The organism is Pectobacterium sp. A5351, from assembly GCF_028335745.1.
Classification (GTDB): Bacteria; Pseudomonadota; Gammaproteobacteria; order Enterobacterales; family Enterobacteriaceae; genus Pectobacterium.
The window spans coordinates 3,986,295-4,000,053 of the sequence record NZ_CP116477.1 but is presented as its reverse complement, the minus strand read 5'-3'; the positions used below and the strand labels follow the sequence as shown (position 1 = coordinate 4,000,053).

Genomic DNA, 13,759 nt, shown 5'->3' with positions numbered 1-13,759 from the left:
GGTAGGGTAACACTCACTTGGGAATGAATATTATGAACTCTCCGTTTATCTATACTTCGCCAACGATCAGTGTGGAAGCGCTGAAACACTCTATTGCTTACAAGCTCATGTTTACCGTGGGGAAAGATCCCTCGATTGCGAATAAACATGACTGGCTGAACGCTACGCTATTGGCCGTGCGTGACCGGATGGTGGAGCGCTGGTTGCGCTCGAACCGCGCACAGCTTTCGCAGGATGTGCGGCAGGTGTATTACCTGTCGATGGAATTTTTGCTGGGACGAACACTATCGAACGCGCTGCTGGCGATGGGATTGTACGACGATCTAAAAGCGGCGCTGGATGGCATGGGGCTGGAACTGGACGATCTGCTTCAGGAAGAAAATGACCCCGGCTTAGGCAACGGCGGTCTGGGTCGTCTGGCGGCCTGTTTCCTGGATTCGTTGGCGACAATGGCGCTGCCGGGGCGCGGCTACGGTATTCGCTACGAATACGGCATGTTCAAACAGAATATTGTTAACGGCAAGCAGGCGGAATCGCCGGACTACTGGCTGGAATACGGCAACGCGTGGGAATTCCCGCGTCACAGCACGCGTTACAAAGTGCGCTTCGGCGGTCGTATCCAGCAGGAAGGCAGCAAAATGCGCTGGCTGGAAACGGAAGAGGTTATCGCGTGCGCCTACGACCAAATCATTCCCGGTTTTGATACGGATGCCACCAATACACTGCGTCTATGGGGCGCGCAGGCCAGTAATGAAATCAATCTGGGTAAATTCAATCAGGGCGACTATTTTGCAGCGGTAGAAGATAAAAACCACTCGGAAAACGTGTCGCGCGTGCTGTATCCCGATGACTCCACCTATTCAGGCCGCGAGCTGCGTCTGCGTCAGGAATACTTCCTGGTTTCGGCCACGGTACAGGACATCCTGAACCGTCACTGGATGATGCATAAAACGTACAGCAATTTGGCGGAGAAGTTCGCCATCCACCTGAACGATACGCATCCGGTGCTGGCCATCCCTGAGTTGATGCGTCTGCTGATCGATGAGCACAAATTCAAATGGATAGAGGCGTGGACGGTGGTGCGGAAAGTGTTCTCCTACACCAACCATACGCTGATGCAGGAAGCGCTGGAAACCTGGCCTGTCGATATGCTGGGTAAAATTCTGCCGCGCCATCTGCAATTGATTTTCGAAATCAACGAACATTTTCTGGAATACGTTCAGAAAGAAGTTCCCGATGACAACGATCTGCTGGCGCGGGTTTCCATCATTGATGAAAACAACGGGCGTAAGGTGCGGATGGCGTGGCTGGCCGTGGTCGCCAGCCATAAGGTCAACGGCGTATCGGAGCTGCATTCGGACCTGATGGTGCAATCTCTGTTTGCCGATTTCGCCCGCCTTTTCCCTAATCGGTTCTGTAACAAGACCAACGGCGTGACGCCACGGCGCTGGCTGGCGCTGGCTAACCCATCGCTCTCCAAACTGCTGGACGACACCATAGGCCACAACTGGCGCACCGATCTGAGTCAGTTGAGCGAATTGAAACAGCACATCGATTATCCGGCGTTTGTGCAGAAAATCCGTAAGGTGAAGCTGAAGAACAAAGTGCGCTTAGCGACTTATATGGCGGAAAACCTGAATATTGTGGTTAACCCTGAGTCGCTGTTTGATGTGCAGATTAAGCGCATTCACGAATATAAACGGCAATTACTGAATGTGTTGCACATCATTACGCTCTATAACCGCATTAAAGACGACCCTGATGTTGATCGTGTACCGCGTGTTGCCATCTTTGCGGGTAAGGCGGCATCGGCCTATTACATGGCGAAGCACATCATTAATCTGATCAACGACGTCGCCAAGGTGATCAATAACGATCCGGCATTGCACGATCGGCTGAAAGTGGTCTTCATCCCGAACTACAGCGTGAGTCTGGCGCAGTTAATCATCCCGGCAGCCGATCTCTCTGAGCAGATCTCGCTGGCGGGGACGGAAGCCTCCGGGACCAGTAATATGAAATTTGCCCTGAACGGCGCGCTGACGATCGGCACGTTGGATGGGGCGAATGTCGAAATGCTGGAACACATTGGCGAAGAGAACATGTTTATCTTCGGCAATACGGCTGAGCAGGTCGAAGCGCTGCGCCAGAGCGGTTATAACCCGAGACAGTATTACGATCAGGATGAAGAACTGCGCCGTGTACTGACACAAATTACTACAGGCGTCTTCAGCCCTGATGACAGCCGACGCTACAGTGACCTGTTTGATTCACTGGTGAATTTTGGCGATTACTACCAGCTACTGGCGGACTATCGCAGCTATGTGGATACACAGGATCGGGTGGATGAGCTGTATGAGAAAAAGGACGAATGGGCGCGCTGTGCCGTCCAGAATATTGCCAACATGGGCTATTTCTCGTCTGATCGCACTATCGGCGAATATGCAGAGGATATCTGGAATATCAAACCGATACGGTTGTGATTGCATGAGGGTGATATGAAAAAGCGCCGTAGGTTTTTGCCTATGGCGCTTTTGTATTTTTGGCAGTAAAAGGCGCTTGCGGTAACTGCTGATTAACCCGCTTTGGCCATTTGCTGTTGGCGGTGGCTGGCTAACCAGTCGCTGATGCGTTGTTTCTGGGCGTCATCGAAGCGCATGCCCAGCTTGGTGCGGCGCCAGATGACGTCGTCCAGCGTGACGGCCCATTCTTTCTCGACCAGATAGCGCAGTTCCGCTTCGTACAGGTCATGACCGAAATCTTCACCCAGATCGCCAAGGCCTTTCACGTTTGCCAGAATCAGTTCGCTGTTTGAACCGTAAGTGCGGCTGTAACGGCGCGTCAGTGATTCCGGCAGGTTGAAGCGACGACGCAGCGCAGCGGCATAGTCATCACGCGTGCCAGCGATATCACCACCCGGCAATACTGCATCTTTCGTCCAGGCTTTACCCGCTTGTGGATAGTATTTGTGCAGCTTCTCCAGCGCGTGCTCTGCCAGCTTACGGTACGTCGTCAGTTTGCCGCCAAACACGGAAAGCAGTGGAGCCTGACCGTTATCATCATCGACAGACAGCGTGTAATCACGGGTAATCGCCTGCGGAGAATCAGACTCGTCATCGCAGAGCGGACGCACACCGGAGTAAGTCCAGACGATGTCGTCACGCGTCAACTGCTGTTTGAAATGGTCGTTATACACATCCAGCAGGTAGCCGACTTCGTTATCGTCGATCTTCACATCGTGCGGATTGCCTTTATATTCCACGTCGGTCGTGCCGATGATCGAGTAATCGTCTTGCCACGGGATCACGAACACAATACGGTGATCTTTGTTTTGCAGAATATACGCCTGCGGCTGGTTGTGGACTTTTGGCACCACGATGTGGCTGCCTTTGATCAAACGGATGCCGTAAGGCGATTTCAGTTGCAGGCCGTCATCAAAGAATTCTTTCACCCACGGGCCGGTGGCGTTAACCAGACCTTTGGCGCGCCAGGTGAAAGTTTCACCGGTCAGTGAGTCGACCGCATCCACAATCCATACGCCTTGCTCACGGCGTGCGCGGGTGACTTTGGTGCGGGTACGGACTTCACCGCCGCGTTTTGTCACTTCCTGCGCGTTTAACACCACCAGACGCGCATCGTCCACCCAGCAGTCCGAATATTCAAAGCCCTGCTTCAATTCAGGCTTAAGCACGGAATCCGCGCCGAATTTCAATCCTTTACTGGCTGGCAGGCTGACGCGTTTGCCAATATTGTCGTACATGAACAGACCGATGCGAATCATCCAGGCCGGGCGCAGGTGCGGTTGATGAGGCAAACGAAAGCGCATCGGGAAAATAATGTGCGGGGCCATTTTCAGCAGCGTTTCGCGCTCAGACAGCGCTTCGCTGACCAAACGAAATTCATAGTGCTCAAGGTAACGCAGGCCACCGTGAATCAGCTTGGAGCTGGCGGAGGACGTGGCACAGGCAAGATCCTGCGCTTCTAACAACAGGACTGATAACCCCCGCCCAGCCGCATCTGCGGCGATGCCTGCACCGTTAATTCCGCCGCCGATAACGATGAGATCTTTGGTTTCCACGTTTCTTCCTCCACCCTCGAATAAATCAAAATGTTCGTTTTCGAGCATTATAATAATCGAAAACAAACAAATCAGCCAATGGTTAACCAAATAAAAACATTTATGCGTGATGAAGCTAACAATATGATGATAATTGTCACATTAAAATAAGGGTTATTGGGCTAATACTGGTCACTTAAGCCCGTTATTAGGGGAAACACAGAGGGAGGTTCCCGCAGGGAGGCCTCACCCCTGTGGTCGCCCCGTGTATCCCGATGCTTAAACGATCGGCATTAGGGTATTGGGCTGGGATTGTGCTGCTTTGTCGTCACGCTTCACGTTAGTGAAGCACTGTTTTTATAAATAACCTTATAATCATATAGGTTTTATGCCACCGAAGGCGGGTTACAATGACGCCAGTTGTTACGAATATCCTGTCCATTATTAACAAGGTTGTCACTTTCGATGGAACAATTTGAAGCTATTAGTCTTGAGCAAGCCCATTCTCGCTGGCAGGAAGGGGGCGTCGTCGTTGATATTCGCGATCCACAGAGCTTTGCCGCGGCCCATGTTCCCGGCGCGACGCATCTGACAAACGAGACGCTGTCTGACTTTGTACGCGGCGCTGACCTCGAAGCACCGGTCATGGTGATTTGCTACCACGGTATTAGCAGCCGCAATGCTGCACAGTACCTGATTAGTCTGGGGTTTGATTCGGTGTACAGTATCGATGGCGGCTTTGAAGCCTGGCAAAATCGCTACCCGCAAGACACGCAGGCGCAAGCCTGATCGCATGACGATTAAAGAACCTTTATTATCATGTTCCTAACTCAACCTACTCACTGGCGCTTCCCGCTATGATGACTCGCGTTATTGCTCTCTCCAATCCGCGTCTGGCTCAGGCATTTGTTGATTACATGCGTACACAGCAGGTCCATCTGGAAATGCGGCCTCAGGGGCATGAAGCTGAGCTGTGGCTGGAGGATGAAACCCAACTGAGCAAGGTTCAGGAAGCGCTGGAGATTTTTCTGCGCGACCCGACAAACCCGCGTTATCTGGCGGCCAGTTGGCAAACGGGATCGATGGACACCGGTATTCAATACCAACGCTACTCTTACCTGCAAACGCTGAAACAAAAGGCAGGGCCGCTGACGCTATCCGTGATGGTCGTGACGATTGCGGTGTTTATCCTGATGCAGATTTCAGGCTATGAGAGCGTGATGACGTGGCTGGCATTTCCGGCTGAGGGGCAGCAACTGGAGCTGTGGCGCTGGTTCAGTCATGCTTTGTTGCACTTTTCCCTGCTGCACATTTTGTTCAATCTGATGTGGTGGTGGTATCTGGGGGGACCGGTTGAAAAAGTGTTGGGGACCGGCAAGCTGCTGGTCATCACGCTGGTTTCCGCGCTGGTCAGCGGCTGGGCGCAGTCCTGGTTCAGCGGCACGTATTTTGGCGGCCTGTCTGGCGTCGTTTATGCCCTGATGGGCTATGTCTGGCTGCGAGGGGAAAGGGAGCCTGACGGCTACTTATCTATGCCGCGTAGTCTGATGGCTTTCGCTTTACTGTGGCTGGTCGCCGGATATTTCGATATTTTAGGCATGTCGATCGCCAATGCGGCGCATGTGGCTGGGCTGATTGTCGGGCTATTGATGGCCTTTTGGGACACGTATAATAAAACCAACCCCCGGTAAACCGGGGCGTCTTAGGGGATAAATGTGAAGCAGACACAACGGCATGACGCCATTATTGAACTGGTGCGTCGGCAGGGGTATGTCAGTACTGAAGAGCTGGTGGATCATTTTGCGGTGAGCCCGCAGACCATCCGTCGCGATCTGAACGATCTGGCCGAACAGAATAAAATCCATCGCCACCACGGCGGCGCGGCCTTGCCGTCCAGTTCAGTGAATACGGCCTACCATGACCGCAAAATGATGTGGTCGGACGAAAAAGCGCGCATTGCCCGTCGGGTGGCGAGCCAGATTCCAGACGGTGCCACCTTGTTTATCGATATCGGCACCACGCCTGAAGCGGTGGCCTATGCGCTCATGCAGCATAAGGATCTGCGCGTGGTGACCAATAACCTGAACGTGGCAACGCTGCTGACGGCAAAAGAGGATTTTCGCCTGATTCTGGCTGGTGGCGAAGTGCGCACCCGTGATGGCGGTATCATGGGTGAGGCGACGCTGGATTTTATCTCTCAGTTCCGCCTGGATTTCGGCATTTTGGGCATCAGCGGTATTGACATGGATGGGTCATTACTGGAGTTTGATTACCATGAAGTGCGCACAAAACGGGCGATTATTGAAAATTCTCGCTGCGTCATGCTGGTGACGGATCATTCCAAGTTTGGCCGTAATGCGATGGTGAATTTGGGCAACATGGATTTGATCGACTATCTTTTTACCGATCAGTCACCACCGCCCAGCGTACTGAAAATCATTGAACAACATAAGGTACAGTTGGAGTTGTGTTGAACCCGATGTGCCTTTTCCATGACGGACAACGGAGGAGGCACGATGTCAGATTCTTCAAGAAAGCCGGGTTCTGCAAAGCGATCAGGCTCGTCAACACGTTCAGCGGCGGCAAAAAAGCCAGAGGCTTTCACGCAGCCCGTTTCCTCCGCTTATCCCCCCATCGCTTTTGATACCGCAGAATTTACCGCCGCGCTGCTTCGTCAGCAGCGGCTTGCTGGCGTCACCTCGCTTAATGCGATGACGCCAGTGCAGTGCTGGCGCGCCGTCAGCCTTGCGCTGTCTGAACAATTGCTGATGCATACTGCATCGCCCACGTCTTCCTCGACCAATACGCCGCAACGCCATGTGAACTACCTGTCGATGGAGTTTCTGCCTGGACGTCTGACGGGCAACAACCTGATTAATCTGGGATGGTATGACGCCGTTGCCGCCGCGCTGGCTGAGCAGGGGCTGAACCTGAGCGATATTCTGGAGCAGGAAACCGATCCGGGTTTAGGCAACGGTGGATTAGGCCGACTGGCGTCCTGCTTTCTGGATTCGATGGCAACGGTGGGGCAGCCCGCCACGGGGTATGGTCTCAACTATCAGTATGGCCTGTTCCGTCAGCACTTCGCCCAAGAACAGCAGCAGGAAACGGCGGATGACTGGCAGCGCGACACCTATCCGTGGTTTGTACCGCGCGCGGAACTGGCGGTGGATGTCGGGTTTGGCGGGCGTCTGCAACCCCAGACGGACGGCACCCTGCGCTGGCTGCCGGATACCGTTTTCAGAGGCGAAGCCTGTGACCTGCCGGTGATTGGCTATCACAACGGCGCCGCGCAGCCGCTGCGTCTGTGGCGCGCGACGCATCGCGATCCATTTGATTTGACGCTATTCAACGAAGGGCATTACCTGCGTGCGGCCCAGGCGGGCATTTCCGCCAGCAGCCTGACCAGCGTGCTGTATCCGAATGACAATCATGCGGCGGGCAAACGCCTGCGCCTGATGCAGCAGTATTTCCACTGTGCCTGTTCGGTGGCCGATATTTTGCGTCGCCATCTTAAGGCGGGGCGCGCACTGTCCACGCTGCCGGATTACGAAGTCATCCAGCTTAATGATACTCATCCGACGCTGGCGATCCCTGAACTGATGCGGCTGCTGCTGGATGAGCATCAGATACCGTGGGATGAAGCCTGGTTGATAACCGGACGCACCTTCGCTTATACCAACCATACACTGATGCCGGAAGCGCTTGAGCGCTGGGACGAACGGCTGTTTGGCCGTCTGCTGCCGCGTCACCTGTCTATCATTCGGCAAATTGATACCCAGTTTAAGGCGCAGGTCGAGGACAAGTGGCCTGGCGATCGGCAGGTGTGGGCGAAGCTTGCCATCCGCCATCAGCGCCAGATTCGCATGGCAAACCTGTGCGTCGTCAGTTGCTTTGCGGTCAACGGCGTGGCCGCGCTGCACTCGGAACTGGTGGTGAAAGATCTGTTCCCTGAATACCACCAGTTGTGGCCGACCAAATTCCATAACGTCACCAACGGCATTACGCCACGTCGCTGGCTAAAACAGTGTAACCCGGCGCTGTCCGCGCTGATCGACGATACGCTTCACACGCCGTGGGTAAATGATTTGCCCGCGTTGCGCGGGCTGGAGCCCTATGCTGACGATGCCGGTTTTCGTGAGCGTTATCGACAAATCAAAGCTGATAATAAAACGCAACTGGTGACCTACCTGCGCCAGCAGTACGACATCGTCATCGATCCGCAGGCGCTGTTTGATGTGCAAATCAAGCGATTGCATGAGTACAAACGCCAACATTTGAATCTGCTGCATATTCTCGCGCTATATCGTCAATTGCGTGACAATCCGCATCTGGATATAGTGCCGCACGTCTTTTTGTTCGGTGCCAAAGCGGCACCGGGCTATGTATTAGCGAAAAACATCATTTACGCCATTAACCGGGTTGCTGCGGTCATTAATCAGGATCGCCGTGTTAGCGATCGCCTGAAGGTCGTCTTCCCGCCGGACTATCGCGTCTCGCTGGCTGAACGGATGATTCCTGCCGCAGATGTGTCTGAGCAGATTTCAACAGCAGGCAAAGAGGCGTCTGGCACGGGCAATATGAAGCTGGCGCTGAACGGTGCGCTGACCGTTGGCACGTTGGACGGGGCGAATGTAGAAATGGCGCAGCAGGTCGGTGAAGACAATCTGTTCATTTTCGGCCACACCGTTGAACAGGTAAAAGCGTTGCAGGCGCAGGGCTATGAGCCGTCTGACTACCTTGCCGTGACGCCGCTGCTGCGTGAAGTGCTGAATGAGCTTGCGAGCGGCGCGTTCAGTCAGGGGGATAAAAACGCGTTCGCCCCGTTGTTGGATAGCCTGCTGAAGCTGGGCGATCCCTATATGTTAATGGCCGATTTTGCACCGTACTGCGAGGTGCAACAGCGTGTTGATGCGCTTTACCGTGAGCCGGATGAATGGACGCGCCGCTGTGTGCTGAATACCGCCAAAATGGGGATGTTCAGTTCGGACCGGGCGATCCATGATTACCAGACGCGCATTTGGCAGGCGCATCGTTAGGAAAAGGAGAGGGTGTTCAAGGTGGATAAACTGGCAAGCCAGCAGACAGGCATTGCGGAAAGCTATACCGATGCCTATGGCAAAGAGCACATTGTTGCGGCCGCAATCAGAAACCAGATTCAGGCAATGATGGACGTTTCTGATAGCGGCAATGCGCCTTTGCCGCCTGTTCGTGTCTTTTTGCAAGGGCGGGATGCGATCATCGAGCTTGCTGGTCACGGTGAATTCCTCTGGACGCTGATGTATGAAAACGGCGGTCAAATTCAAGGACAGATAACGGGTGGATCAACGCTGGCGTTGCCGGGCGTGCTGCCGCTGGGTTATCACTACCTGACGCTGACGCAGGCCGACCAGCGCTGGAGCTGCCGGATTATTGTCGCGCCGCACCGCTGCTATGAGCCCGAAGCCTTACAGCAGGGAAAACGCTGGTGGGGCGTTACCGTCCAGCTTTATACCCTGCGCTCGCAGAATAACTGGGGCGTCGGGGATTTTGGCGACCTGCGCCAACTGGTGGAGCAGATTGCCCGACGCGGCGGTGCCTTTGTGGGGCTGAACCCGCTGCATTCGCTGTATCCCGCACAGCCAGAAGCCGCCAGTCCTTACAGTCCTTCCTCCCGACACTGGCTGAACATCATTTATATCGACGTGAATCGCATTGATGATTTTCAGCAGAGCGAGGAAGCGCAGGCATGGTGGCACCGTGAGGATACACAAAGCGCGGTTGCCGCGTTACGGGGAGGGCGCTGGGTCGATTATGAACCAGTGACAGCCCTTAAACTGACCGCCTTACGGATGGCTTTCCGCTACTTTACGACCCGCAGCGCGCTGGACCCGCGTATTAGCGCCTTTCGCCAGTTTGTCGTCAGCGGCGGGCAGAGCCTGCAACTTCAGGCGACGTTTGATGCGTTGCAGGCCTACCTGAAAAAGCAGGGCGAGAATTACGCAGACTGGCACCAATGGCCTGCCCGTTACCATGACGTGCACAGTGAGGCCGTGAAATCATTCCGCCGTGAACACAGCGATGAGATTACGTTTTACAGCTGGCTGCAATGGGTGGCGCATGAGCAACTTGCAGAGTGTTACGCGCACAGTAAACAGCTTGGCCTGCCGCTCGGTCTGTATCGCGATTTAGCCGTTGGGGTCGCACAGGGCGGCGCGGAAACCTGGGATGAACGGCAGCTCTATTGCCTTGATGCCTCTATCGGTGCACCGCCGGATCCGCTTGGACCACAGGGACAAGACTGGCAGCTCGCGCCGATGAACCCCACCATGATGCAGCTGCGCGGCTATCAGCCGTTTATCGACGTACTGCGCAGTAACATGGCGCACTGTGGTGCGCTGCGACTTGATCACGTGATGGCGCTCTTGCGCCTGTGGTGGATCCCCAAGGCGGAGACAGCAGGCAACGGGGCTTACGTACATTATCCGGTTGACGATCTGCTGGCGGTGCTGGCGCTGGAAAGTCAGCGCCATCGCTGCCTGATTATCGGCGAGGATTTAGGCACGGTGCCGCCGGAAATTGTCAGCAAGCTGCATGACTACGGTATCTATTCTTACAAGGTGCTGTTCTTTGAAAAGGATGAGGAGAACCATTTCCGCGCACCGGAAGATTACCCACGTCAGGCGATGACAACGATCACCACGCACGATCTCCCGACGCTGCGCGGCTACTGGCAAACCGTGGATTTATCGCTGGGGCGGGAATTGGGGCTGTACCCGACGGAGGCGTTACTGCAAGAACAAATGCAGCAGCGTGAGAAGGCGAAACAGGGGCTGCTTAACGCGTTGCACGAATTCGGGCTATTGCCGCAGCGGGTGGGGCGTAACTCGGCGCTGACGACGATGGGTGCGCCGCTGAGTCGCGGTGTTCATCGGTATGTTGCCGATAGCGCAAGCGCATTGGTCGGGTTCCAACTGGAAGACTGGCTGGATATGGCGACGCCGGTCAATGTGCCGGGTACCAATCGTGAATACCCCAACTGGCGGCGCAAACTTACGCGCCCGCTGGAGTCGATCTTCGCTGACCGCTGCCTTGAACGGCTGGTTCGGGATATGGATTTGCGCCGTGGCGCACCAATGAAAACGCAGAAAGCCTAAATCACGGAATGACAATGATTCCTCCCCCGAGTTGGGGAGGAATAAGAAATAAATCAGCAGGAGAGGGGATTAATAGTAGGAGTGTTCGCCGCGCTGGTGCTCGGTGAGATCTCTCACGCCTTTCAGCTCAGGGAATTTTTCCAGCAGCTCTTTCTCGATCCCTTCTTTCAGCGTGTAGTCGACCATTGAACAGCCGTTACAGCCACCGCCAAATTGCAGAATCGCCATGCCGTCATCGGTAATTTCCATCAGCGTCACGCGGCCGCCGTGGCCAGCCAGCTGTGGGTTGATCTGCGATTGCAGTACATACTCAACGCGTTCCATCAGCGGGGCGCTGTCGTCCACTTTACGCATTTTGGCGTTTGGCGCTTTCAGCGTGAGCTGAGAACCTAACTGGTCAGTTACGAAGTCGATTTCAGCGTCTTCCAGATAAGGTGCGCTGAGTTCGTCTACGTAAGCGGAAATCTTTTCAAACTTCAGTACGGTATCGCTCGCTTCTACGGCATCCGGCGGACAATACGAGACACCGCACTCGGCGTTTGGCGTACCTGGATTGATAACAAATACGCGAATCTGTGTGCCTTCTTCCTGTTTTGCCAACAGTTTTAGGAAATGCTCCTGAGCAGCATCGGTAATACGGATCATAATAGTAAGCTCAATAGTTGACTGCACTTGTCGGTTATAATACGCCCATCCTCCCCCCAACTACAAGGTGCGGCACACACACCAGACCTGAACGCCCGCCGCACCTTGAGCCAGCAGCAGCCTGCTGATTTCAGCGGCGGTACTGCCCGTCGTGACCACATCATCCAGTAACACCACCTGTTGCCCGGATAGCGAAATGTCACACGAGAATGCGCCCCGTAGGTTGCGCCGCCGCGCGCTGGCGCTGAGCGTTTGCTGTAGCGGCGTGCGCCGGATGCGCTGCAATGCGCGGGGCTCGTAAGCACAGTTTAACCAGCGGGCGAGAGGACGGGCGAGCAACGCGGTCTGGTCGAAGCCACGATGCCACTGGCGGTTTCGGTGCAGGGGAACGGTGAACAGACGGTCAGGGCGGAACAGGGGAACCTGTCCGGTGAGTTTCCGATCGCGGTAGGTCATTTGCCAGCGCAGTAAGAGCTGCCGGGCGAGCACGGCTGCCAGCTCGGTTTTACCGTGGAACTTAAACTGTTTCAGCAGCGTGTTAAACGGCGGTACATAGTCGCTGATAAAGGTGAGCGATTGCCAGGGCGGTGGATTTTGCAGGCAGCGCCCGCACTGACGCGTTGTGTCGCTGGAGGGCAAGCCACAACGTGGGCAGCAGGCGGGCAGACGCGGCAAATGGCGCTGGCAGTACGAGCAAATGCCTTGCTGGCTACGATGAAGCGGTAATAAACATAGCCAGCAGCGGGCGGTGATGGTTAACATTGTTTTCCTTAACGATAACGATCGTTTTCCCTGAAATATATTGACCCCACGCAAACGTGAAGGGGTGTCCTGAAGAAGGAAGATAACTGATGGCAGCGTTGTATTGGCAGACCGAAGGCGCAGGAAATACGGATCTTGTGTTGCTGCACGGATGGGGATTGAATGCGCAGGTATGGCAAAGCATTACTGCGCGACTCGCCCCGCATTTTCGTTTGCATAGGGTCGATCTGCCGGGCTATGGCAGAAGTCAGGGGTTTGGACCGATGTCGCTGAGTGACATGGCGGCGAAGGTATTAGCGCAGGCACCGGAACGCGCCGTCTGGCTAGGATGGTCGCTGGGCGGACTGGTTGCCAGCCAGATTGCGTGGCGCGCGCCTGAGCGCGTGGAAAAGTTGATTACCGTGGCATCGTCGCCCTGTTTCAGCGCACAGGACGGCTGGCCGGGTATCAAGCCGGACGTCTTGCAGGGGTTTCAGCAGCAGCTTAGTGAAGATTTTCAGCGTACGGTCGAGCGGTTTCTGGCGCTGCAAACGCTGGGAACGGAGAGCGCACGGCAGGATGCCCGACTATTAAAAAGCGTGGTGCTGGAACAGCCAATGCCGTCCGTCGAGGTATTAAACGGCGGACTGGCCATATTGCGTGAAGCGGATTTACGTCAGCCGTTAGCCGGCTTGGGCGTGCCGTTCCTGCGGCTTTATGGTGCGTTAGACGGGCTGGTGCCGCGCAAAGTCGCTGGATTGCTGGATGAGCAGTGGGCGAATTCGACGTCGGTGGTGATGCCAAAGGCCGCACATGCGCCTTTTATCTCGCATCCCGATGCCTTTACCGAGCAGGTGATCGCGTTCGCTCAGGCCTAGCCGACGATAATTTACATTTTCTCCTCAATTTCTCCACGATTTAGCCGATGTCGGCAGTTAAGGTAATTCGGCACCCTGTATGCATAATGTCGGTCGTTTCAAGATCGAGATACCGGGGGACTACCACGGTGTGAGGCATCTCTACGGGAACCTCATCATCGTGTCTCCCCCTATAAAATGCAAACGCATTTTAAATGCCACTTGTGGCAGCCCGTCAGGGCGAGCACAGGAACTGGGCGAGTAAATTCATGCTGAAGTGATCTGCATTACCTTGTATGCAGGGTTTTCTCTGGGTTGAATGAACC

The 13,759-nt window shown here is 55.0% G+C and carries 10 protein-coding genes; 7 read left to right on the top strand and 3 right to left on the bottom strand.

Features of this window, described 5'->3' with window-relative positions; all coding sequences use genetic code 11:
- The first annotated feature begins 32 nt into the window (after positions 1-32).
- The gene (gene glgP, locus O1Q74_RS18455; protein ID WP_271874964.1) at positions 33-2,480 is read left to right on the top strand and encodes a glycogen phosphorylase; all 2,448 of its coding nucleotides are present in this window, start codon (positions 33-35) and stop codon (positions 2,478-2,480) included.
- A gap of 92 nt (positions 2,481-2,572) precedes the next feature.
- Here the strand turns inward: glgP and glpD are convergent, their stop codons facing one another.
- Positions 2,573-4,075 (bottom strand): glycerol-3-phosphate dehydrogenase, encoded by a 1,503-nt coding sequence (glpD, locus tag O1Q74_RS18450; protein ID WP_271874963.1) that lies wholly within the window; start codon positions 4,073-4,075, stop codon positions 2,573-2,575.
- A 444-nt stretch (positions 4,076-4,519) separates the two neighbouring features.
- Here glpD and glpE point away from each other — a divergent pair, with 444 nt between their 5' ends.
- The 5 genes from glpE (at position 4,520) to malQ (ending at position 11,190) form a co-directional block, all read left to right on the top strand.
- Positions 4,520-4,843 (top strand): thiosulfate sulfurtransferase GlpE, encoded by a 324-nt coding sequence (gene glpE, locus O1Q74_RS18445; RefSeq protein ID WP_225086059.1) that lies wholly within the window; start codon positions 4,520-4,522, stop codon positions 4,841-4,843.
- Between the two features lie 68 nt (positions 4,844-4,911).
- Positions 4,912-5,745, top strand: a complete 834-nt coding sequence (gene glpG, locus O1Q74_RS18440) for a rhomboid family intramembrane serine protease GlpG (RefSeq protein ID WP_271874962.1) — start codon at positions 4,912-4,914, stop codon at positions 5,743-5,745.
- Positions 5,746-5,769: 24 nt separating this feature from the next.
- On the top strand, positions 5,770-6,528 hold the full coding sequence (locus tag O1Q74_RS18435) for a DeoR/GlpR family transcriptional regulator (RefSeq protein ID WP_005969330.1): 759 nt from the start codon (positions 5,770-5,772) through the stop codon (positions 6,526-6,528).
- Positions 6,529-6,570: 42 nt separating this feature from the next.
- Entirely contained in the window at positions 6,571-9,093 is a 2,523-nt protein-coding gene (gene malP, locus O1Q74_RS18430; protein WP_271874961.1) for a maltodextrin phosphorylase, read from the top strand.
- A gap of 12 nt (positions 9,094-9,105) precedes the next feature.
- Positions 9,106-11,190, top strand: a complete 2,085-nt coding sequence (malQ, locus tag O1Q74_RS18425; RefSeq protein WP_271874960.1) for a 4-alpha-glucanotransferase — start codon at positions 9,106-9,108, stop codon at positions 11,188-11,190.
- A 69-nt stretch (positions 11,191-11,259) separates the two neighbouring features.
- On the opposite strand, the gene nfuA is transcribed toward malQ, so the two are convergent.
- Together nfuA and gntX are read right to left on the bottom strand one after the other, a co-directional pair.
- Positions 11,260-11,835 carry a Fe-S biogenesis protein NfuA gene (gene nfuA, locus O1Q74_RS18420; RefSeq protein ID WP_015842023.1) on the bottom strand — a complete coding sequence of 192 codons (576 nt, stop codon included), beginning with the start codon at positions 11,833-11,835 and terminating at the stop codon, positions 11,260-11,262.
- Positions 11,836-11,895: 60 nt separating this feature from the next.
- Positions 11,896-12,597, bottom strand: a complete 702-nt coding sequence (gntX, locus tag O1Q74_RS18415; protein WP_271874959.1) for a DNA utilization protein GntX — start codon at positions 12,595-12,597, stop codon at positions 11,896-11,898.
- An 89-nt stretch (positions 12,598-12,686) separates the two neighbouring features.
- On the opposite strand from gntX, the gene bioH reads away from it, so the two are divergent.
- Positions 12,687-13,454: a pimeloyl-ACP methyl ester esterase BioH gene (bioH, locus tag O1Q74_RS18410; RefSeq protein ID WP_271874958.1), complete on the top strand. Its 768-nt coding sequence runs from the start codon at positions 12,687-12,689 to the stop codon at positions 13,452-13,454.
- Positions 13,455-13,759 lie beyond the last annotated feature (305 nt).